This window comes from Chryseobacterium sp. UYP7 (assembly GCF_056279225.1).
This window is the reverse complement of record NZ_JBWBQW010000003.1, coordinates 279823-301016: the sequence shown is the minus strand read 5'-3', so window position 1 is coordinate 301016 and position 21194 is coordinate 279823. Positions and strand designations below refer to the sequence as shown.

Genomic DNA, 21194 nt, shown 5'->3' with positions numbered 1-21194 from the left:
TAAAAACTGTATAATGAGAACATTAGAGGATACTCTCAAAAGTGCTGCCTACAAAGTTTGGGATGAACTAGAACCTATTCCAAGTAGAACAGGATTCAAGATATTTGAGGTTAGAGAAGAAGCTCTTACAACAATGGCACTAAAAGAAATTATTAAATCTTCTTGCTCTCAAATAGAAAATATACAGATGATTTCCGGAACTGAAGAATCACTTAAAGGTTATGATTTTGAATTAGCTATAGGAAAAAAAACAACTGGTCAATACATCAGATTATTTATTCAAGCAAAAAGATTATTTGGAAAAAAGATTAGCGATAAATACGATTCAATAAAATTTGATCAAACAGAAGTTTTAATAAAGTATTCTAGAGATAATCAAAGTTTAGCTATGTACAGTTTTTTTAACCATGTTATTACAAATAGTTTAACGTTAGAAAATCATTACAATTCTGTTACATCTTTTGATAAGAAAAGTATGGGAATCACGATTTGTTCTGCTTATTCTGTCAAAATGCTTCAAAGTAAAAAGTTTAGTGATTATCATTTCAATGATGGATCTAAAATCAATCCTCGTTTATATTCTTTAAGACATTTTACCCATTTATTTTATTTTCATAGAGAAAGTAGAAAGCATGTAGCAGTTCCGTTTCATGAACTATCTTATTTCACTATTGAAATGGCTGTAAGGATTAATAGGATGTTTAGAATATTTAAAAGAAGAGGAAATTTAAATTTCTTTATTTTCTTTCCTTTTAATCTAGATGGTTATTTTAAAGGTGATGATGATTTAATACCAATTCAAAAAACTAATTCTGAAAAACTAATTAGCGAATTTAAAACAAGAACTAACGAGAAAAGTAATGATAATGAATTTTATAATCCTCAATTTTTAATAATAATAAATACTGACGAAGAAAATTAAAGTATAGAAAATTGTAAATAATACTGCTTATGGATTTGCTTCTGCTCCAGTTGATAAAAATGAGGTTTTTGTGGAGATTTGTGCGTTGTTAGAGAAATTTAATAAGAATAAAAATTAGTTAATAAATAAAATTGCATTTTGAAACAAAACACGATATAAGGTCATTTCATAAAATTGGAAAAGTGAAAAGTGAAATATTAAAATAAAAAAATGGCAGAAATTCAATCAAGTAGTACAGGTCTTCGGGCGAGTATTTCGTAGCAGCAGAACTATTAAGACGGGGTTTTACTGTCGGTATCACAATGGGAAATGCAAAAGGTATTGATATACTTGCAGAGAGGGAAGGTAAACAATACACCATTCAAGTAAAAGCAATTTATAAGAAGAAAAATGTGGGATGGCCAATAATGCAAGACAAAGTAAAAAAAGATTGTTTTTACGTATTTGTCAATTTAAAGGGAGATACAATGTCTGAACCAGAATATTTTATTTGCACAGGTGCAGAAACACAACCACTAGTAAAACAATATGCCACAAGAGGTATTGTAAATCGTACGTCTTTAAATAGTGATGATTATAAAGGAAGGTGGGATAAAATCATGTAGATTAAAAAGTATAATAATTACAAAAAATGAAAAAGTCATTCTCTGCATAATTCACGAAATAGAAAATAAACAACTTGGAATTACAACAAATTGAAAACGCTCTAAACATCAGCACCTGTCTTTCAAATAGAATGAAAGTAAATTTTGGCGAGTTACTAATTCTACTTGAAGACTTTACAATTAAGTATGATCGTGAAACTGAAAAACTGCCATATCATATTAATCTTATCGATGAATTGCATGCAGACGAAAATGCGCACAGCCGCATCTTTGCAAAGTTGTTAAGGTATAAAAAGAATAGCAAGTATCCATTATTAGAAGGTTTTCTTCACGAAGTATGCGGTTTTGAAATGACGGTCAAAAATCCAATCGTAGGAAAAGTTGATTCATGTGGTCGTATTGATATTCCTATTTTTGATAAAAATTATGTTGTTTTAATAGAAAATAAAGTCACTGATAAAGCACCAGATCAAAACACAGAAGGAGGTGGACAATTGGCAAGATATATCGAAACTATTATAGATAGTTATAAGAGAAATGCAGAAGATATTTTTGTTATTTATACGCCAAAATATAGCAGACAACCATCAGATGAATGCTGGATTAATAAAGAAGGTTTATCTTATAAGGAAAACTTTAAATCACGATTCAAGTCAGTTTCTTACAGAGATGATATTTATCCTTGGCTAAAAGACAGAACATTAATATTCGAGGAAAAGGATATTTATTTACAAAGTGCAATAGCGCAATACATCGACCATTTAGAAGGGCTATTTAGCTTGCGAACAATAAATAAAACAATGAACATGAGACTACAGGAATTTCTGAAAGAGCAACTCAATTTAGTAGATGATAATCCTAACGAAGCAATTGATATTCTGTCTGAGAAAGAAATTGAATTACATAATGCCATTACGCAAATACAACTTTTAAAATTTGACTACCGAAGTCAAATTGTAGAAAATAAGTTTAAAGAATGGAAAAAGGAACTCAAATTAGACTTTCCTAATTTAGAATTTGTAGAAGATGACCCAACTACTAGAAATGAGCTAATTAATTTTGGGATTGTATTAACAGTAGAGGGAAAGAAGTTTTCTGTACTTATTGAGTGTGATATACGAGAAAAAATAAATTTATATTTTGGAATTAGCCCTACATATACTGGTTCTGTTAAATGCGAAATACCATCATCTTTGCAGACAATACTTGTGAAAAATAGTTTGGAAGATCCAGAAAAATTTTGGTATGGATGGAGACATACTTCATTGTCAAATGGTTATATAGATTTAAAAAACTTAATCGGACAAATCACGCAATAATAGTGGTAAGTATTAAAAATAAGTAGAATATGAAAAAATATTTGCTATTTTTCTTAATATTGTTTTCTACACAGACCTTATTTTCACAGGAAACAAAATATGTAAATACAGAACTCTTAAATGTTCGCAGTGGTCCTGGTAAAAACTATGAGGTTTTAGACACTGTGCCAAAAGGAGAAAAAGTTAACGAATTATCAACAGAAGGCAACTGGACAAAAATCCAAATGGATTCTGGCATAAAAGGTTTTGTATCTTCAAAATTTTTGACAGATGCTGAACCTTCTTCAACAAAAATAGATAATAAATCTTATAGCTGGTGGCAGATTCTTTTATCGATAATAGGATTTTTGCTTTTAGCGAAGCTTTTTAGTGGTAAAAGTAATTCTTCCCCTACAAAAACACTAACTTCTAAACCAATAGCACAACCAACTAATGCTGGATATATACCTCATCAAAAACCTGTTTCAATTGAACGAACTCCAAAACAAATATTCACATGTAAATTTTGCGGAATTGAAAGAAATACAGTAACAAGTTTAACAAGTGGAAATTGTAGAAATAGTTCAAATGGAATGCATCAGCCATTTGTAGGTATAATGAGTAAAAAATATCAATGTAAATTTTGCGGTATTGAAAGAAATACAATTTCAAGCTTAACATCTGGATCGTGTAGAAATAGTTCTAACAATTACCATCAACCTTTTGAAGGAGAGTTAGATGGTAAATACTCTTGTAACTTCTGCGGAATTGAAAGAAATACCATAAGTAGTTTAACAAGTGGTAGATGTAGAAATAGTCCAAATGGTCTACATCAACCGGTGATCTAAAAGTTAGAAGAACGAATGTTTAAAAATTATCATGGATAAGATCCCCCATTACAGAGTTATTTCCTGTGGCGAAGAAATTCGCACAACGGGAAATAGTCCTATAAAAGTGATTGCGGAAAACTACGAAGCATTTTTAGCTAAAAATAGTAAAGCACTTAATCCTGCAACTGATATTATAAATGAACTTCTTGCCCACTGTTTTCTCAAATTATGGAATTTAAGAACGCCAGAAGTTGCGATATTAGATTTCTCTCCTGGTTTATTATTGCCAGATTATACAAAAAGTCATCATAGACCCTCTTATTACCAAAAACCAATTTTCGGAAGTAGTTGGTTAGAAGGAGCATTTGATGGTACTGCGTTTTTCAAAGCAAATACAAAGTTTGACGCAAAAGTTTTCTGTGATTACAATGACCTATTTAAAATAGGTTTATTTGATATTTGGGTAGAGAATGATGACCGGAAACCAACCAATCTTAATCTTATGTTTTTAGAAAATGATGAAGGAAAATTTAATATTATTCCTATTGATCATTGTTATATCTTTAGTACGATGAAGTATCAGGATTTAAAGCCTGAAGATTTTTCACCAATCGCCAATGAAAACCTTCTGGTAACTGATTTAGTTAGAAGTTTAAAAAAATATAAACACAAAAATAGAAACTGGGATAAGGAAGATAAAGATTATTTCTACCTTTGCATCTCTAAATGTGAAAAATATTTTGATGAAATAAAAAGTTTTATTCCAAAAGAATGGAATTTTACGATCGAAGACGCGGCAAATTTAAAAAGCTTTCTCTTCAATGCTGAAAGAAATAGAAAAGTATTTGCAGATTATTTAGAAAAGATATTATAATGAAAACCTACTACACCATATTAAAACTGTCGCCCAATACAATAGTTGGTGATTCTTTATCTATTGGCTTACTGGTATGTCGAGGAAATAAGTATTGGTTAAAAGTATCCGATCACAAAAAAAATATTGCGAAAAAACTTCTTGGCGATAAAGAAAAATCTGTCGACTTTGTAATCAAGCAATTGTCAACTTATCTAAATAAATTGAATCAGGAAACGCAGAAAAGTGATTTGTTTACATTTGAATCATTCATCACAGAAGATTACATCAATTACTTAAATGTTTATGCGAACGGAATTTTGCAGTTTTCAAAAGCCTCTGTAATAGATGACGATTTTGATGATTTGAAATTTTCAAAATTGTACTCCTTGTTAATAGAAAAAGCCAAGTTTGAAACTCATGAAGTTGTTCAATTAAATCATCATAATATTTCTGTATTAGAACAAAATGTACAAGATCGGCTTATCAAAAAAGTAGAGAATAAGATTCACACCGAAATCACAATAGATAATTCAGTTTTAAAGAGCATTTATTTCAATTACGAAATCGATTGTATTGGCCTTAATGGCTCTTTTGTTGGGGCAAAATCACTCTCTCTCGAACACACGGTTCCAGCACTGGAGAAAAATGTCTCGCATTACGTGACGTTAATTGCATTATTAAGTCAGAAGTACGATAAGAATTTAAATAGTAATAAATTCTTTTTAATTGCTGATGAACCTTCAAATCAAACTCCCGCGCATAAATTCTGGGAAGAAATGAAAGAGGTGTCCACTTTCAAATTGATCTCTTCTGATGAAGTTGAACAAGTTACAGAAACAGTTGAAAATACTGGCGCTGCAAAATTTCTGCAAGATTTTTAAAATAACTTTCTTCTGAATGACATTGTAAAAAATATGGTATTTTAATTGTTATACATACCAGTGCGTTCAAATCTAAGTTTATTCTAAATTTTATTTATTAAGACCTGATTTTCTTGTAAGGTAATATATGAAACCCTAAATCTCCATGCAAATCTACTCCGATAACCACGGCCGCGTCATATACTTAACCATCGATCCGAAATCCATCCGCCTCGATCTCCAGGATTTAAGTCCAGATTACGAGTACGAAAGATGCGCAACTGTTTCCGATGTTGCCGCCGTGTGCAAAGCTTTAAAAACCGATTTTGAAAATGTAGAATCTAAACTTCTTTTACTAGTAGAAGATCAAATGACGGCCTTCGATCTCTTCACCGAATTTCTAGATAACAATGAAATTCACTTTGATTATTACTCCGGACGAGGTTGAAAATCCCAGCTTCTGCAAACTTTGAACAACTTCCAAAACTAATGCTCTTGTGACTTTTACTTCACTTAATTATTATTTTTAGATGGATTCAGTGAATCTTCCATTTGCGGTTCAAAAAGATTTTTTGCAATTTCAATTTAAAACGGCAGATCAATACTTTCCGGCACCACAAACTCTTTCGTGTACGGATTCTCCAGGAAACTTAAAAAAGGCTTTTGAAACTGTACGATATCTTCTCTCTGAATTCCATACACCGACCAGTAATTGGTGAGCAACTGCGCGAAAACATCTTCGTCCCAAAATCCAAAAACCGGACGGTTTGCATTGGCCATAATGGGAATGGCTTCTATCGTAATTCCGTCGGCCGTATTTTCAATTTTATATTCCGGTTTGTACTGTAAAATATAATCGGAGTAATGAAACCTGGCAAACAGCTCTTCAAACTGAATAGGATGCAAAATGTGACCTTCCATTTTTTGCAGAATGTCCTTTTGTTTCTCCCCGATAATTCCGTTGTCCTGTAAACATGCAATAAAACCGAAACCATTAACGCCAAACTGAAAGAGCAAATTCACCGTATCGTCCCGGTAACTGAAAATATCAGACGAATATTTTAAAGGAAATACCGCAATGCTCCAGGGTTTTTGACCCACAAAAGAAATCGGTTCCACGATCGACTGCATCATCAAATGGAAATTCCCAAAACGTTCCCGAAGCGCTGCAGACAAATTAAATTCGTCTCTCAATCGGAGTTTGCGCTGACTTTCATACCGCATTTCGTAATACAGCATTCCATAAACCATTCTTCCCGTCCAAAGAAAAAGCAATTGTTCATCAAGGGCTTTCATGCCTTCAAAACCTTTTTTGTAGGCTTCCTGAACTTTTTCTTCTAACGCTTCAAAGGCTTTTTTGACACGTGGAGAACACGGCAATTGAAGATCTTCGTAATGGTAAGACTTCGATTTATCCATCATCTCGATGCGATCGGTGCCAAATTTAAAATGATCCATCAACCATTCTGGGTAAACGGTCATTTTTTCGGTGGTGAGATCTCCCGTGAGAAAGCAGAACTGTTCGTCGAAAATTAAATCAGTGAAAGGATTAAAGAGGGATAAAGACATCATTGAAAATCGCTTTAGTTTTGAATTTTGCAAATATAGCCATTAACACGGTTTTCTGAATCCATTTTCGACCTGATTTATTTCAAAAATAAAATATGAAGCAGAATTTCAATAAAATAATAAGTGTTATAATTGATCTCCATTTTAAGTCCTTCCAAACATTATAATTAGTGAAATTTGTGAAAAATATTAGTGCCATTTGTGTTTAGAATAGAAATAAAATTATCCAAGAATCTTAATTAACCTAATTGAAAAGGTGAATATTGCAACGTCATCTTTTAATTGAAAATTTGAAAAAACTTTTGCTCTTTCATTTTTTTCCAGAACAGATAACTCTTCCGAAAAAAAATGCACAAAAAAACCTTGAAAATAGCATTGATCAAGGGTTTTTAAAAATTTCAAAGTTTTAGATTACTTCATTTTCTCTTTCTTCAGCGGCATCAAAATCGGGATCATTTTACTAACGCCTTGCAGATAAACTTCCGGATTAGAATTTCCGCGGTGACAGGTGATGCAATAAACGGTGGTTATTTGTTTCGGTTTCGGATCCGGCACATGAGGCAGAAAATATTTCGAATTAATGTCATTCGTCATGACCAGCATTCCACGCGCAATTTCCTTATTCATTTTTGCATCAGAAGCAAAGTCCAGTTTTTCGGGATTGTCTTTTTGAGCGGAATGGCAATGGGAACAGTCTACCCCTAAAGACGCGTTAAAAGTTTTCATCACAAACATCAGACTGTCCTTCGTAATATTTTGTGGTAAAACTTTGAGATTTTTCCACTCCGTATTGGTTTCATCTACGGGATGATAAATTTTTGTAGAGTTGGTGGTTAAGGTAATGATCACACCAATCATTCCCAGGAGTCCAAAAAAGGAGAAGAGGGATTTTAGTCTGTTAGTTTTCATAATGTTATGTTTTTAATGAACATCTAAGTTATTAATTTTTCTGCGACGAAGTTTAATAATTCTCTGTTATTTGATCGCTACAGGATTTTCAATACTTATCAAACCCCTTGAAATGAAGCATATTACTTCTTTAATTGATGTGATGTTGATAGATAATGGATTTAATTATTTTTGAGGGTAATCCTTTTTTAAAAATCATTTATTGAACTAGTTCAACAAGTTCTTTTCTCCGGCCAACCTATCTTTGCACTATAGTAATGGAGGAGAAAACACTGGATTGAAATACAAAACGATCTAGCTAAAATTCAAAAAAATTCCGCCCATTATAAAATAGTTAAGCAAAAAATTATGGAACAAGAAATTAACAATCAAACAGCATTGCTCATCATCGACATTCAAAATGATTATTTTCCGGGCGGAACCATGGAGTTATCAAGATCAAATGAAGCGGCTCAGAAAGCAGGTGAAATGCTGACTTTTTTCAGAAATAAAGAATTGCCGGTTATTCACGTTCAACATATCGGCGTTCAGGAAGGAGCGACTTTCTTTTTACCCGAGACCAAAGGCGCAAAGATTCATGAGAGCGTAAAGCCTTTAGAAACAGAGAAGGTTATCATCAAAAATTTTCCGAACAGTTTTAGAGAAACTGAATTATTAGATTATTTAAAAGAGAAATCTATTTCAAATTTAGTAATTTGCGGCATGATGACCGACGTTTGCGTCAGTTCAACCACAAGAGCTGCGATGGATTTTGGTTTTCACAATACAATTATCGCAGATGCAGTAACAACAAGAGATCGCGAACTGAATGGAAAAACGATTCCAGCTCAGCAAGTGACCGAATCATTTTTGGTGGGACTTAACGCTTTGGGCGGATTGTATGCAGCACTTGAAACAAGTGAAAGCTACATCAAACAATACTAAAACAATATGGGGTCGTTCCCTTCTTTTGAAAAAAACATTCTGAAATACGTTGATTTGTCGGAAGATGAGTTAGCCCGGTTTATCTCTTGTTACACGCTAGAAACCGTAGAAAAGAACAGCATTATTTTAAATGAAGGCGAAGTCTGCGAATTTGAAAGCTATGTGCTCGAAGGTTGTTTTAAAGTTTTTTATCTGGATGATAACCTCAAAGAACACATTCTATATTTTGCGATCGAAGATTGGTGGGTTTTAGATATTGGAAGTTTTGTTTCTGGAAAAGCCTCCAGGTTAAATATTCAAGCGTTGGAAGATTCTATGATTTTAAGCATCGACCGCGCTACGAAAGAGCAATTGTATCTCGATATTCCGAAAGTGCAGAAACTGTTCCGGATCATGAACCAAAAGTCTTTATCCTCCATGCATTTAAGAATGATCAGTATGCTTCATAAAACTGCAGAGAGAAGGTATTTGGATTTTACGGAAAGATACCCAACCCTCAATCAAAGAATAGCGCAACATCAGATCGCTGCCTATTTAGGAATTTCTCACGAATTCCTGAGTAAAGTAAAAAAGAGACTCTTGCGTAAGTAGCAAGTCAATTTTCCATTTAACAATTTTTAAAGGTTCAAATACCATTCACCAAAAAGGTGCAGTATAAAACTTTGCCTTCACTTAAAATTTTTACAATTATGAACATAAGAAAAAACATCATTATTACCACTTTACTCCTTTTTATGACTTGCCTGGTTTCGGCGCAATATGTACAGAAAGAGAATAGTCTGAATCAAGCAGGAGCTTTAAAGTTAGCAGAACAAGCCGGACTTGAAGCTCAGAAATTAGACAAAAAGGTATCGATTGCCGTCCTAAATTCCTCGGGCGTGACGCTTTTACTTTTGAAAGCTGATGGAGTAGGACCGCACAATACAGAAGCTTCCCGAAGAAAAGCCTTCACCTCGTTATCTACAAAAACACCAAGCTACGACCTGATGAAAAATACAGCAGGTAGCGAAAGTGCCAAAAACTTAAATACGCTTCCCGAATTACTTTTATTAGGAGGCGGAACACCAATCTGGAAAGATGGTGAACTCGTAGGAAGTTTAGGAGTTTCCGGCGGTGGAAGTGGAGAAAACGATCACAATATCGCCTTGAAAGCCGTACAGCAATTAGGATTTAAAACAAATAAATAAAATAATTAAAATAATTAAAATGAAATCAAGAAATTTTTTAATCGTACTTATGCTTGCCTTTGCAAGTTTCAGCTTCGCACAGGAAGCAAAATTTCAACTCTCAAGTCACATCTTAGATATTACTAAAGGCGAACCTGCTTCAGGAGTTAAGATCGCTTTGGCAAAACAGGACAAAGCTGGAAAGTGGATGACCGTTGACGAAAAGATTACCGATAAAAATGGTCGGATCACCGATTTTCTAAAGGAAACTAAAGGAGTTTCTAACGAGGGAATTTACAAACTGACTTACTTTACAGCGCCTTATTTTAAAAGTTTAAACCAAAATTCTTTTTATCCTTTTATAGAAGTGGTATTTGAAATTAAAGGTGAAAACCATTTCCACGTCCCAATTACTTTATCTGCGTACGGATATTCCACGTACAGAGGGAATTAAAATAATCAGAAAAAGTAAATAATATGCAAAACCCTGGTTATCCCGGGGTTTTGTTTTTAGAATTTGGTGGAAAGATTGAGGTTCAATATCCATGGATTCTCTGTCTATAACAATCATTTCAATAAAAGATCGCTGACTTAAAAATATTCCATCTAATATAGCTATTTTTGCAATCCTCAAAAAACGCACAAAGGTTGATCTGACCTGCTAAAAAATAGAAAGATTTTACGCCATGAAAAAACACAAAGCCGCGAGGTTTTTGATGATATCAACTGTTCTATTTGTTCAGGTTATATTTTTACTAATGATTATTAAAGAGCAATACGAATCTAATAATATTGCAACCATTCTGTCCATAATCCTGGTCACGGTAACGCTTTTATTTGGATACAAATACCTCGATCTTCACCACGAAGAATATATTTACGAAAATATTTCGGTGGTCATCTGGGTTCCGATTGGTGCCGTGATTTGTTACCTTTTAAATACTTCTACTGATTTAGGCAGTGTTTTATCCGTGGGTATTACAGGCGCATTTGCTTCTTTTTTACCTGCTGTTGACAAAGAATCAGAATACTTCAGCAAGTTGCCTGCAGCGATTTACTGTGGCGCATTTATCGGAATGTCGAGCGTTAAAATTGCGCCTTCAATCGGTTTTGTCATTGCAGCCGGAATTTTAGCCGGTCTTTTTTTTATGTTATCAAAAAATCTGTTTGTCGGCATCGGTGGAAAATTCGGAAGCATCGCTTTTGGCAGCATGGTTATTATCTCTTTAATTAATTGGTTTTTATGAATGATCTGATCCTCACCACATTTTTTGGAATTCTTGGTGCAACACTCACTTTTTATGTGAGCGAAAACTTTAAGATCGGTCCAATTCGGTCGTCAGCCTTACTTTCGATCGTGGTAGGTTTGTTTTTTTATTGTTTTCCGAATCTTCTCAATTCTTATTTGACTAAAAATATTCCGCTCGTGTTTATGGGAACTTCTTTTATCGGAATGGTTTCCAACAAATATTACGGAAGCTACTTTAGTTTAGGAATTGCCGGAACTTTATTCAGTATCATTTACTGTAACAAAAGTCTTTTCTTCGAAGGTTTTGGCGGTGCTCTCGGAGCTTTGGCATTTATTTCTTTACTCACGGTGATCAGCTTTTCTAACATTCTTGCCAGAAAAAGAAGAATGAAAAGAGTTTATGTCCGCGTTAGAAATAGGGTTGCGCGTAACAGAAACTAGTTTACAAAGCAGCGTGTTTTTTACGCTTATTCACTTGTTCTGAAATAATTCTTTAGGGTCGATCTATTCTTCAGACTCTACTTCATTAAGATTGCCATCTCCTTTTCCTCATTATTATTAAAATTGAATTTCCGCTTTAAAGCCGAAGAAAAGATCTTGTTTTCCAAATTATTGATTGATTTTTCCAAAGTTTTTTAAATTCTTTATTATTGAATTTGATAGGTTGAAGCATCTACGCAAATGATTGCTGAACTTTTTGTGATGTATGTAAATCAAAAAAGCAGGTAGCCAATTTTGTTTAGTAAAGGAATCGAATTTTTAAGAAAAGTCCTGACTTACCAATAGTAAAAGACGCTTCTTTTTATCGACAACCATTTCAAAATAATTGCTTTAAAGATTCATTCGTAGCAATAATAATTTATATTGAAATCACATGGCGATTCTTCTAAAATTTTTACCTTTACGGTAACGCTTCTTATTTTCCTTCAATATTATCAAACTATTTTCATGGATCAACCTTCCAATAACAAAGAGAAAGTCACCGATTTTAAAAATAAAATCTGGATCTCCTCCGGAATTATATTATTAATTTTGGTCACCACTTTACTGTTTAAAACTTTATTTAATCTTCTTCTTCTATGTTTGGCCGGCGTTTTAATGTGCGTATATTTTCATGGCTGTGCCGGACTTTTAAAAAGGAAATTAAAAATGGGTTCTCCTTACGCGCTCATTTTGTCTATTGCGTTGAATCTTATTTTGATCGGACTTTTCTTTTGGTTCGTAGGAGCGCGCTTGAATTCTCAGTTTGATGAACTTTCCAAAACGCTTCCCCAAACTCTGGAGCATGCTAAAAGTTGGCTCGCCGAAAAACCGATGGGACAAAAAGTGCTGAACTATTTTACCAATTCCGTCGATTCCGGAAAAGCAAGTTCTGCTGTCAAATCTTTTTTTTCTTCAACTTTTGGAATTCTGAGTGATTTTTATATCGTCGTATTGCTCGGTTTCTTTTTCACCGCAAGTCCCAACACGTACCGCAAAGGATTTATTCATCTGATCCCAACAAAAGGAAAAGAAACTGCCGCCGATCTTTGGGACCAAACGCATACTTTGCTAAAAAACTGGCTCAAAGGGCAGATCTTTGGTTTCTTCTTTATCGCCATTCTCACGGGTTTAGGACTTTGGATCCTCGGAATGCCGCTGATCTTAGCTTTGGCTCTGGTCGCGGGTTTATTAAATTTTATTCCGAATTTCGGACCTTTGATCGCTTTGGTTCCGGCACTTTTATTAGGATTAATGCAGGGAACCGACACCGCACTTTTAGTTTTTGGACTGTATATGTTGATTCAGATTGTTCAAAGCACCGTGACGCAACCTTTGATACAGAAAAAAATGGTAAGCGTTCCACCCGGATTACTGGTGTTTGGACAGGTAGCGATGGGAGTTCTTGCTGGATTCTGGGGCGTTTTATTGGCAACTCCTATAATTGCGATCGTGATGAAGGTGGTAAACAAATTGTATGTAGATCGGCAGGAAAAAAAATAGATTTCTTGTCATAAATCATTCGACTGTTTTGAGAAACCTTCGATCAAAGCTGCATTGATAATTTATTTTGAGAGATCCGGGAATCACCTTAAATTTCGAAATAATAGTAACCTCCTAATAAAATTCTTTCCAAAATGTATCCAGTTGCATCAAACATCAAAACGAAATAAGTAATTAGTACCACGGTTTAGGTTTTTTCTAACACGGATTTCAGTTATAACCTCGTAATTTTGCATCAGGACTTTTTATGAATATAAAATTGAATGCAGATGAAAACCGAAATTAAAACAATATTAGTACCGATCGACTTTTCCGAAAAATCGAAAAACGCGCTGAAAGTTGCAGCAAATATGGCACGACGTCATGAAGCTAAACTTTTGGTGACGCATGTTGTTTACACTTATAATCTCATCGACCACGGCGGGAAACAGGTGATCGGGTCTCAAACCGTTCAACGAAATATTGACGATGCTGTTATAAAGTTAGAAAAGCTCCGGTTTCAGTTAAATGAGGAATTTAAAGTAGAAGTAGAGACGAGGATCAGTACTCAGAATATGGTCGATACCGTGAATGAATTCATAACTACCGAAGATATTGATATTGTGGTGGTAGGAACTTCTGGAAGTCAAAATGTGAAACAGCTGATCCTGGGTTCCAATTCTTATAACATGCTTCTTCACGCAAATTGTTCTGTTCTTTTAGTTCCGGAAAAATTCGATAAAACCTGTTTTAAGAAGATCCTGTTTCCGGTTCGTGTGAAACATGAACTGGATCAGAAAGCAGATCTTTCGATTTTGCTGGCCGATAAAAATGAGGGCGATATTAGTCTTTTAGGCGTCGGAACTCCAAATAAAGTCGCCAAAGTAAGAAAGGCTTTTATGGAAATGAAGAAAAATTTATTGTTGAAATCGGCCGATTATATTTCCGAATTTCACCTTTCCGATAATAATGCCGACAGTATTGTAAAAGCGGCAAATGAAAAAGGGAGCGATATTATAATTTTGGCGGATCAGGACGAAGATTCCTGGAAGTCTTTTATGGCAGATAACTTTTTTAAAAAAATAATTAATGGAACTGATGTTCCTTTGCTCATCGTAAAATCGAAACTTAAGAAAATTAAAAATGATCCGGAAATCGCGACAGGATACGATATATCCTTACCAATTCCGGGATAAAACAGACCAATGATAAAAATAAATACGTATTCAGAAAAAGATAAAGCTTCAGAAGAAATCAAGCAGCAAATAATCGGTTTCCTCTTTGAAAGCTTGGAACAATACGGCGATCCCAAAGATGATATCGAAAAAGCCATCGAATATTCATTTGGCGAAGATCACAAACCCGGCGGAATTGTGCTTTCAGCCATCGATGAGGATAGTCAGAAAATGGTAGGTGCAGTTGTTGTTAATAAAACAGGAATGCACAAATATATTCCGGAAAACATTCTGGTTTACATCGCTACCGATAAAGAAATGCGCGGCAAAGGAGTAGGGAAGCAATTGATGCAAAAAGCGATCGAACTGTCAGAAGGCGATATGGCCTTGCATTGTGAACCCGATAATCCTGCCAAACATTTATACGAAAAACTGGGTTTTACCAGCAAATATCTCGAGATGAGATTAAAAAAATAAGATGTCATATATTACTTTACATTCCACGAAACTTCGCCATAATTTTAAGGTGCTCGATCAGCTTTTCGCGCAGAACAAAATTGAGTGGGCGATTGTTGCCAAATTACTGTGTGGGAATGAAAAATTTCTGCAAGTATTGCTGAACTTGTCCGGCAAAGAGATCTGTGATTCCAGATTGAGCAATTTAAAAACGATTAAAAAACTCTCGCCAAAAACGCAGACGATCTATATAAAACCTCCCGCAAAACGTCTGGTTAAGAGTATTGTGAAATTTGCAGATGTAAGTTTCAATACAGAACTGTCTACCTTGGAAGCACTTTCGGAAGAAGCAGTGAAACAGAATAAAATCCATAAAGTTGTATTGATGGTAGAAATGGGAGAGTTGCGCGAAGGAATTATGGCGCGAAATCTTATGCAGTTTTACGATGAAGTGATTTCTTTGCCAAATATTGAAGTAGTCGCTTTAGGAACCAATTTAAACTGTTTGAACGGGATTTTGCCCGATGAAAAAAAACTCATCAAACTTAACCGCTTCAAAGAAATTATTGAAGAAAATTCCGGCAAAAAGATCCCTTATATTTCCGGCGGTTCCTCCGTTACGATACCTTTGATCTTTAAAGATCAGATTCCGTTTGGCATTAATCATTTTCGCGTAGGTGAAACTTTATATTTTGGGACCAATGTGTACGAAGATTCCTTGATCACAGGAATGTATCACGATGTTTTTACATTAACTGCCGAAATCATTGAAATGCAGGAAAAGCCGACCATTCCTTCCGGAACTGCAGGAACTAATCTTACGGGAGAAACACCGGTTTTTTCCGAAGAAGAAAAAGGAAAATCCTCGCTTCGTGCGATTGTTGATGTTGGTTTGTTAGATATTGATCACAAAGATATTGCAGCTTTATTGCCCGGAATTGAGATCATTGGTGCGAGTTCCGATATGTTGATCCTGGATCTGGGCGACAACTTAGAAAATCTTGAAGTCGGTGATACGATCAACTTCAGCATGAATTATATGGCGGTTTTACGCGCCATGAATTCCGATTACGTCGATAAGAAAATAGAAACGGAGATCGCACCGTTAGAAAACAGCGATGATCATTTTATCTGTCTGAACTGAAAATAAAATTTCCTGTGCGTCAGTAGTTTTATTTATTAAAATGGTTTGTTTTATCTTTGTGAAATTATTAAAACAGACTACTTCATGCAGAGCGCGCTTATTAATGCCATGACGATCGATTCTTTAAACCGTCCATTTTCATTTAATGGTGAATTTGTTTTGCTCACGGTTTCTGATCTGGTTTCAGTGTTTTCTGTAAAGAATTCCTTTAAGACTAAATTTTATACCATACTCATTGTAGAAAGTGGTTCCGGAAATCTGACGATTGATCAAAAAGTTTATGAACTTCAGAAAGGCAGAGTGTTTTTTGTAGATTATAATCAGGTTTTTCGGTTTGCTGAAGTAGAAAATTTTAAAGGACAAGCCGTTCTTTTTACGCGGTCCTTCTATAATTTGATCTATACCGGGAACCGAAAAATAAAGAACGATACGGCTTTTGCAGATCTGCCTTCGTTCATGGATTTTTCCAGAAGTGATTTAGTCAACTTTAAATCCGGAGTTTCAGATATTCGTAAAGAATTTAACGCTCCTGCTCTTTTGAGTAAAGAAATTATTTGCTTATTGCTGAAAACCTCGATGCTGAAATATATTCGGAAAACAGATAATCCGGATTATATCGATTTTAAGACGAACCGCAAGAATTCCTATATCGAAGATTTTAAAAACCTGGTCGAAATTCATTTTAAGGAACTCAAGCGAACATCGGAATACTCGAATAAACTTACGATCTCAGCGAATTATTTAAACGCCCTGATCAAAGAAAAGCTCGATATCTCAGCAGAAACTTATATTCAGAACCGCGTGATCTTAGAAGCAGAAAGACTGCTCCTGAACACCCATTTATCCGTCACCGAAATTTCATTTGAACTCGGTTTTTCCGACAAATCACATTTCGGGAAATACTTTAAAAAAATAACAGAAGAAAGTCCTAATAATTTTAGAAAAAAATTTCAGGCAAACAACGATACTTTTCAAAATAATTAAAATAAATACCATGAAATTACCTATTAAAATTCCCACCTCTAAAACTCCCGGTTCATTTTTTACCGGCGTTAAATCGATGATCGATCGCAGGATCGGCGGAATAAATGTGTTAAGTAACCATCAAATCCTAAAAGAAAAAACCAAATTAGACAATATGCGGAATGGAAAAGTCCGTCCGTAAAAACCTCTTTTTTAATCCACTAATTCAAGCAATTAATTCTAAATTAGTTGCTTTTTTCTTGCGGAAAATCTAGGAAAAAAATTCACCATTAAAGACTTTTTACTAAATTCGCTTTCAAAACCAGAAAGATGAATGAAAATGTTCTTGGGATCATCGCCGGTGTCCTCACGTCTGTTGCAATGTTACCCCAACTTATTAAAGTTTTAAAGGAAAAAGACGTTGAAGATCTTTCCTGGTTAATGATCACGACCTTAATTGTCGGCCTTTCTTTGTGGGTTTGGTACGGTTTCATCAAAGATGAACTGCCGATCATCTTGTCTAACGCGTTCGCAGTTTTGGTCAACATTTGCCTTTTATTTTCTTATTTCAAGTTTCGAAAGTAGATAATATTTTATTGAATTTTTCTAATTTTAGTTGATAAAATTAATTACAATTATTATTTATAAAAATATTTTTCATTTTAGTAATATTTGCTAAACTTCTTCTTCTGTTTTTTGAACACCTTTCTTATCACTATGTATACCAATAATCAATTTTGAGGTAGGTAATTGATGGTATATTGTTTGATATCTTAAGGATGCGGTTTCGGGGGCTCGTGGAATTATATTTCATAACAGACCTCTTAAAAACGCTTCCATTCTTTTGAATTTTTTCACTTTTCTGCGTGTTTTTAGGTCGATCATTTTATACTAAAAGGAAAACTGAAATCTTTTACCAGAAGATGGATTGTGACTTCAGAATAACATTATTAAAATAAATACTATGAAAACAGAAGCTTTATCTAAAAGCGCTGTGCACAGTTACGATATGATCGTATTCTGTCATTTGCGCTGGGACTTTGTTTATCAAAGACCCCAACATATTATCAGCCGGCTTTCCAACGACTACAAAATTCTGGTTGTCGAGGAACCCGTTCATTATGATGCGTCCAAAAAAGCAAGTTTCGAAATTCGCGAGGTTAATTCTCAAATACACGTCTGTCAGCCACATGTTGCGCATATTGATGATATTGGTGTGTACATAAAAAAACATTTAAAAACAACGGGTTTTTCTGTAGGATGGTTTTATTCTGCAGCATTCGTCAATGTTTTAGAAACTTTAGAATTTGAGACTGTAGTTTATGATTGCATGGATGAGTTGACTTTGTTCAAAGGAGCTTCTCAAAAATTGGTTGATCAGGAAAAGACGCTTCTTAATTCCGCAGATCTGGTTTATACGGGCGGAAAATCGTTATACGAAGCAAAGAAACATAAGCATCACAACGTTTTCTGTTTTCCAAGTTCTGTAGATATTTCCCATTTCTCAAATGAAAAAGATGAAAAAACAGCGATGCCGGAAGATTTAAATAATATTCCCGCACCAATTGTTGGGTACTATGGAGTAATAGATGAAAGAATTGATTTGCAGCTTTTAAAAAATGCAGCTTTAAAATCCCCGGATTCGTCCTTTGTAATGATCGGTCCGATTTGTAAAATTGAAGAGAAAGATCTTCCTCAAGCCAGAAATATTTATTATTTAGGAATGAAATCCTATGACGAGTTGCCGGATTATTTACAATATTTTGACGTCGCGATGATGCCTTTTGCGCTTAACGATTCCACCAAATTTATCAGTCCGACTAAAACTTTAGAATATATGGCGGCCGGAAAACCTATTATTTCTACAAGAATAAAAGATGTGGAAAGAGATTACAGCGATTGTGTGATGCTGGTAGATAATGCGGAACAATTCACTTTAGCTTTAAAACATCCGATGCAAAATTTCGAAGAGAAATATCAGCATATTCTGGCAAAAACTTCCTGGGATGCCACTGCAGAAAAAATGAATTCTATGATTAAAAAAGTAATTGCGTAATGAAAGTTGATATACTAATTATAGGTGCGGGAATTTCTGGAGCAACACTTGCGGAAAGGTATGCTTCGACCGGGAAAAAGGTTTTAATTATTGAAAAACGCAATCATATTGCCGGAAACTGTTACGATCATTATGATGAAAACGGCATTTTAGTTTCTAAATATGGCGCTCATCTTTTCCATACCAACGAACAGGAAGTCTGGGATTATGTGAACCGTTTTTCCGACTGGTACAAATGGGAACACAAGGTCGTTGCGCGGGTAGATGATAAAACAGTTCCTATTCCGGTAAATACTTTGTTTGATGAAAATATTCAGACAGAAGAAGAAATGCAGCAATGGTTAGAAAATAACCGTGTTGCCTTTGATCCGGCGAAAAACGGGGAGGAAGCAGTTTTAAATAGAGTAGGAGAAGTTCTTTACGAAAAAATGTTTAAACATTATACAAAGAAGCAGTGGGACAAATATCCGGAAGAGTTGCATGCTTCTGTGTTGGAAAGAATTCCGGTGCGTAATAATTATGATGATCGTTATTTCTCCGATCAATATCAGGCTTTGCCTTCAAAAGGATATACTAAAATTTTTGAAAAAATGCTCGATAATGCCAATATCACGGTGATGCTGGATACAGATTTCTTCGATGTGAAAGACCAGATCTCTGGTTATGAGAAATTATTTTATACAGGACCGATCGATCGTTTCTTCGAATTCAAAAATAAAAACCTGGATAAATTGGAATACCGATCCATTAATTTTGTGACGGAACATCTGGATCAGGAATATTTTCAGGAAACTTCGGTCGTCAATTATCCGGGGAAAGAAGTTGATTTTACACGCATTATCGAATATAAACATTTCGGCAATCAACAATCAGCTAAAACCAGTATTGTTAGAGAATACACCGTTGATGATGGAGAACCCTATTATCCGGTTCCGAACGAAAAAAACTCCGAGATCTACGCTCAATATAAAGAGGAAGCCGACAAATTAAAGGATGTTTATTTTGTAGGCCGATTGGCTAATTATAAATATTTTAATATGGATCAGGCCTTTAAAAATGCCTTGGATTTGTTTAAAACGTTAGAACCTGCAAAAATGTCGTCGTTATGATGTCGCAGCAGTTTTTTAAGAGTTACTTTCAGGGTGGTTTCGAATGTGCAGATCAGGTGAATCGTCACGCAATCCGCGTAAATCTGCTTCAGGAAACAGAACACGATGTTAGAATTGAAGAAGATTATCGCCTTTTAAACGAATTAAACATTTTTACGGCTCGCGAAGGAATCTGCTGGAGTAACGTAGAAAAAGAAGCCGGTTTCTTTGATTTTTCTGAAGTCCTTGTCCGAATGAAAGCTGCGGAAAAATATGGGATTCAGGTAATCTGGGATTTGATCCATTTTGGTTATCCCGACGGACTTTTTCCGACCCATCCGCATTTTGTATCCCGTTTTGAAAATTTGTGCCGTGCCTTTGCAAGATTTTATCAGGAGAACAGTTCGGAGATCTTGTACGTGGTTCCCGTAAATGAAATTAGTTTCTTGTCCTGGTTTTCTGGGGAAGCGCGGGGAACAATTCCGTTTGCTATTCATAATGGATGGGACATTAAATACCATTTATGCAAAGCAGCATTGCAGGGAATTAAAATTCTGAAAGAGGAACTTCCAAGCTGCAAAATTGTGATGGTGGAACCTTTAATAAAAATTCATAATAAAGGCGACGAAGATCCGGATGATGTTTTTCGCAGAAATGAATATCAGTTTGAAGCCATGGATATTATTGGTGGAAGATTGTGTCCCGAATTGGGTGGCGACGAAAGTTACCTGGAGATTTTAGGCTTCAATTATTACTGGAACTGCCAGTGGAAAGGGGAAGGTGAAACGATTTGGTGGCCCAATGTGTCCGGAGAAAGAACGCCACTTCACGAATTATTAAAGGATGCTTATAAAAGATATGGAAAGCCAATGTTTCTCTCCGAAACCGGACATTTCGGCGAAGGCCGCGTTGAATGGCTGGAAGAAATCACGCAGGAATGTATAATTGCTTCTGTACAAGGCGTGGATTTTCATGGCATCTGTATTTACCCGATCACAGACCGTCCCGACTGGGATAATTTAGAAAGTTACAGCCATTGCGGAATTTATGATCTGGATGAAAACAAGAATCGCATTCCGGAAAATGACTACATTGAATCTCTGAAAAAGCAACAGATTTTGGTTGAAAATTCAACTGGCCTTCAAAACTAAAAACATTAAAA

General features: G+C 34.9%; 25 protein-coding genes. 23 read left to right on the top strand and 2 right to left on the bottom strand.

Annotated features, from left to right (window positions below; genetic code table 11):
• Positions 1–13: 13 nt before the first annotated feature.
• From ACZ9HT_RS08985 to ACZ9HT_RS08955, 7 genes are all read left to right on the top strand, one after another.
• Entirely contained in the window at positions 14–922 is a 909-nt protein-coding gene (locus tag ACZ9HT_RS08985; protein WP_476040143.1) for a DUF6615 family protein, read from the top strand.
• Between the two features lie 302 nt (positions 923–1224).
• Positions 1225–1527 (top strand): hypothetical protein, encoded by a 303-nt coding sequence (locus tag ACZ9HT_RS08980; protein ID WP_476040142.1) that lies wholly within the window; start codon positions 1225–1227, stop codon positions 1525–1527.
• 74 nt (positions 1528–1601) lie between these two features.
• Positions 1602–2846 carry a PD-(D/E)XK nuclease family protein gene (locus tag ACZ9HT_RS08975; RefSeq protein ID WP_476040141.1) on the top strand — a complete coding sequence of 415 codons (1245 nt, stop codon included), beginning with the start codon at positions 1602–1604 and terminating at the stop codon, positions 2844–2846.
• Between the two features lie 29 nt (positions 2847–2875).
• On the top strand, positions 2876–3673 hold the full coding sequence (locus ACZ9HT_RS08970) for an SH3 domain-containing protein (RefSeq protein ID WP_476040140.1): 798 nt from the start codon (positions 2876–2878) through the stop codon (positions 3671–3673).
• A gap of 31 nt (positions 3674–3704) precedes the next feature.
• Positions 3705–4529, top strand: coding sequence for a HipA family kinase (locus ACZ9HT_RS08965; RefSeq protein WP_476040139.1), 825 nt, complete (start codon positions 3705–3707; stop codon positions 4527–4529).
• Positions 4529–5392 (top strand): hypothetical protein, encoded by an 864-nt coding sequence (locus ACZ9HT_RS08960; RefSeq protein ID WP_476040138.1) that lies wholly within the window; start codon positions 4529–4531, stop codon positions 5390–5392. The genes ACZ9HT_RS08965 and ACZ9HT_RS08960 overlap by 1 nt, the downstream gene beginning before the upstream one ends.
• Before the next feature lie 145 nt (positions 5393–5537).
• On the top strand, positions 5538–5819 hold the full coding sequence (locus tag ACZ9HT_RS08955) for a hypothetical protein (RefSeq protein ID WP_476040137.1): 282 nt from the start codon (positions 5538–5540) through the stop codon (positions 5817–5819).
• A 137-nt stretch (positions 5820–5956) separates the two neighbouring features.
• Here ACZ9HT_RS08955 and ACZ9HT_RS08950 read toward each other — a convergent pair whose 3' ends face one another.
• Together ACZ9HT_RS08950 and ACZ9HT_RS08945 are read right to left on the bottom strand one after the other, a co-directional pair.
• Positions 5957–6943, bottom strand: coding sequence for a hypothetical protein (locus ACZ9HT_RS08950; protein ID WP_476040136.1), 987 nt, complete (start codon positions 6941–6943; stop codon positions 5957–5959).
• A 408-nt stretch (positions 6944–7351) separates the two neighbouring features.
• Positions 7352–7849: a c-type cytochrome gene (locus ACZ9HT_RS08945; RefSeq protein ID WP_476040135.1), complete on the bottom strand. Its 498-nt coding sequence runs from the start codon at positions 7847–7849 to the stop codon at positions 7352–7354.
• A 348-nt stretch (positions 7850–8197) separates the two neighbouring features.
• Between ACZ9HT_RS08945 and ACZ9HT_RS08940 the strand changes: the two genes are divergently transcribed.
• From ACZ9HT_RS08940 to ACZ9HT_RS08865, 16 genes are all read left to right on the top strand, one after another.
• On the top strand, positions 8198–8773 hold the full coding sequence (locus ACZ9HT_RS08940; protein WP_476040134.1) for a cysteine hydrolase family protein: 576 nt from the start codon (positions 8198–8200) through the stop codon (positions 8771–8773).
• A 6-nt stretch (positions 8774–8779) separates the two neighbouring features.
• Entirely contained in the window at positions 8780–9364 is a 585-nt protein-coding gene (locus ACZ9HT_RS08935; RefSeq protein WP_476040133.1) for a Crp/Fnr family transcriptional regulator, read from the top strand.
• Between the two features lie 143 nt (positions 9365–9507).
• Positions 9508–9960, top strand: a complete 453-nt coding sequence (locus ACZ9HT_RS08930; RefSeq protein ID WP_476040224.1) for a heme-binding protein — start codon at positions 9508–9510, stop codon at positions 9958–9960.
• Between the two features lie 19 nt (positions 9961–9979).
• Positions 9980–10393 carry a hydroxyisourate hydrolase gene (gene uraH / locus ACZ9HT_RS08925; RefSeq protein WP_476040132.1) on the top strand — a complete coding sequence of 138 codons (414 nt, stop codon included), beginning with the start codon at positions 9980–9982 and terminating at the stop codon, positions 10391–10393.
• A 232-nt stretch (positions 10394–10625) separates the two neighbouring features.
• On the top strand, positions 10626–11186 hold the full coding sequence (locus ACZ9HT_RS08920) for a hypothetical protein (RefSeq protein WP_476040131.1): 561 nt from the start codon (positions 10626–10628) through the stop codon (positions 11184–11186).
• Entirely contained in the window at positions 11183–11629 is a 447-nt protein-coding gene (locus ACZ9HT_RS08915) for a hypothetical protein (protein ID WP_476040130.1), read from the top strand. Before ACZ9HT_RS08920 ends, ACZ9HT_RS08915 begins: the two co-directional genes overlap by 4 nt.
• A gap of 423 nt (positions 11630–12052) precedes the next feature.
• Positions 12053–13171 carry an AI-2E family transporter gene (locus ACZ9HT_RS08910; protein WP_476040129.1) on the top strand — a complete coding sequence of 373 codons (1119 nt, stop codon included), beginning with the start codon at positions 12053–12055 and terminating at the stop codon, positions 13169–13171.
• Between the two features lie 269 nt (positions 13172–13440).
• A complete protein-coding gene (locus tag ACZ9HT_RS08905) occupies positions 13441–14346 on the top strand; it encodes a universal stress protein (protein WP_476040128.1) in 906 nt (301 codons plus the stop codon).
• Between the two features lie 9 nt (positions 14347–14355).
• On the top strand, positions 14356–14802 hold the full coding sequence (locus tag ACZ9HT_RS08900; protein WP_476040127.1) for a GNAT family N-acetyltransferase: 447 nt from the start codon (positions 14356–14358) through the stop codon (positions 14800–14802).
• 1 nt (position 14803) lies between these two features.
• Positions 14804–15925, top strand: coding sequence for an alanine racemase (locus tag ACZ9HT_RS08895; protein ID WP_476040126.1), 1122 nt, complete (start codon positions 14804–14806; stop codon positions 15923–15925).
• Positions 15926–16009: 84 nt separating this feature from the next.
• Positions 16010–16909 (top strand): AraC family transcriptional regulator, encoded by a 900-nt coding sequence (locus ACZ9HT_RS08890; protein WP_476040125.1) that lies wholly within the window; start codon positions 16010–16012, stop codon positions 16907–16909.
• A 10-nt stretch (positions 16910–16919) separates the two neighbouring features.
• Positions 16920–17090, top strand: a complete 171-nt coding sequence (locus tag ACZ9HT_RS08885) for a hypothetical protein (RefSeq protein ID WP_476040124.1) — start codon at positions 16920–16922, stop codon at positions 17088–17090.
• Between the two features lie 128 nt (positions 17091–17218).
• Positions 17219–17473 carry a SemiSWEET transporter gene (locus tag ACZ9HT_RS08880; protein ID WP_476040123.1) on the top strand — a complete coding sequence of 85 codons (255 nt, stop codon included), beginning with the start codon at positions 17219–17221 and terminating at the stop codon, positions 17471–17473.
• A gap of 379 nt (positions 17474–17852) precedes the next feature.
• Positions 17853–18944: a glycosyltransferase gene (locus ACZ9HT_RS08875; protein ID WP_476040122.1), complete on the top strand. Its 1092-nt coding sequence runs from the start codon at positions 17853–17855 to the stop codon at positions 18942–18944.
• Entirely contained in the window at positions 18944–20053 is a 1110-nt protein-coding gene (gene glf, locus ACZ9HT_RS08870) for a UDP-galactopyranose mutase (RefSeq protein ID WP_476040121.1), read from the top strand. The genes ACZ9HT_RS08875 and glf overlap by 1 nt, the downstream gene beginning before the upstream one ends.
• Positions 20050–21183, top strand: a complete 1134-nt coding sequence (locus tag ACZ9HT_RS08865; protein WP_476040120.1) for a glycoside hydrolase family 1 protein — start codon at positions 20050–20052, stop codon at positions 21181–21183. Before glf ends, ACZ9HT_RS08865 begins: the two co-directional genes overlap by 4 nt.
• Positions 21184–21194 lie beyond the last annotated feature (11 nt).

Bases quoted from the DNA above. Each gene is read 5' to 3' on its own strand.
- ACZ9HT_RS08985 (WP_476040143.1), top strand. From the start codon at position 14: ATGAGAACATTAGAGGATACTCTCAAAAGTGCTGCCTACAAAGTTTGG.
- ACZ9HT_RS08980 (WP_476040142.1), top strand. From the start codon at position 1,225: ATGGGAAATGCAAAAGGTATTGATATACTTGCAGAGAGGGAAGGTAAA.
- ACZ9HT_RS08970 (WP_476040140.1), top strand. From the start codon at position 2,876: ATGAAAAAATATTTGCTATTTTTCTTAATATTGTTTTCTACACAGACC.
- ACZ9HT_RS08965 (WP_476040139.1), top strand. From the start codon at position 3,705: ATGGATAAGATCCCCCATTACAGAGTTATTTCCTGTGGCGAAGAAATT.
- ACZ9HT_RS08960 (WP_476040138.1), top strand. From the start codon at position 4,529: ATGAAAACCTACTACACCATATTAAAACTGTCGCCCAATACAATAGTT.
- ACZ9HT_RS08955 (WP_476040137.1), top strand. From the start codon at position 5,538: ATGCAAATCTACTCCGATAACCACGGCCGCGTCATATACTTAACCATC.
- ACZ9HT_RS08950 (WP_476040136.1), bottom strand. From the start codon at position 6,943: ATGATGTCTTTATCCCTCTTTAATCCTTTCACTGATTTAATTTTCGAC.
- ACZ9HT_RS08945 (WP_476040135.1), bottom strand. From the start codon at position 7,849: ATGAAAACTAACAGACTAAAATCCCTCTTCTCCTTTTTTGGACTCCTG.
- ACZ9HT_RS08940 (WP_476040134.1), top strand. From the start codon at position 8,198: ATGGAACAAGAAATTAACAATCAAACAGCATTGCTCATCATCGACATT.
- ACZ9HT_RS08935 (WP_476040133.1), top strand. From the start codon at position 8,780: ATGGGGTCGTTCCCTTCTTTTGAAAAAAACATTCTGAAATACGTTGAT.
- ACZ9HT_RS08930 (WP_476040224.1), top strand. From the start codon at position 9,508: ATGACTTGCCTGGTTTCGGCGCAATATGTACAGAAAGAGAATAGTCTG.
- uraH (WP_476040132.1), top strand. From the start codon at position 9,980: ATGAAATCAAGAAATTTTTTAATCGTACTTATGCTTGCCTTTGCAAGT.
- ACZ9HT_RS08920 (WP_476040131.1), top strand. From the start codon at position 10,626: ATGAAAAAACACAAAGCCGCGAGGTTTTTGATGATATCAACTGTTCTA.
- ACZ9HT_RS08915 (WP_476040130.1), top strand. From the start codon at position 11,183: ATGAATGATCTGATCCTCACCACATTTTTTGGAATTCTTGGTGCAACA.
- ACZ9HT_RS08905 (WP_476040128.1), top strand. From the start codon at position 13,441: ATGAAAACCGAAATTAAAACAATATTAGTACCGATCGACTTTTCCGAA.
- ACZ9HT_RS08900 (WP_476040127.1), top strand. From the start codon at position 14,356: ATGATAAAAATAAATACGTATTCAGAAAAAGATAAAGCTTCAGAAGAA.
- ACZ9HT_RS08895 (WP_476040126.1), top strand. From the start codon at position 14,804: ATGTCATATATTACTTTACATTCCACGAAACTTCGCCATAATTTTAAG.
- ACZ9HT_RS08890 (WP_476040125.1), top strand. From the start codon at position 16,010: ATGCAGAGCGCGCTTATTAATGCCATGACGATCGATTCTTTAAACCGT.
- ACZ9HT_RS08885 (WP_476040124.1), top strand. From the start codon at position 16,920: ATGAAATTACCTATTAAAATTCCCACCTCTAAAACTCCCGGTTCATTT.
- ACZ9HT_RS08880 (WP_476040123.1), top strand. From the start codon at position 17,219: ATGAATGAAAATGTTCTTGGGATCATCGCCGGTGTCCTCACGTCTGTT.
- ACZ9HT_RS08875 (WP_476040122.1), top strand. From the start codon at position 17,853: ATGAAAACAGAAGCTTTATCTAAAAGCGCTGTGCACAGTTACGATATG.
- glf (WP_476040121.1), top strand. From the start codon at position 18,944: ATGAAAGTTGATATACTAATTATAGGTGCGGGAATTTCTGGAGCAACA.
- ACZ9HT_RS08865 (WP_476040120.1), top strand. From the start codon at position 20,050: ATGATGTCGCAGCAGTTTTTTAAGAGTTACTTTCAGGGTGGTTTCGAA.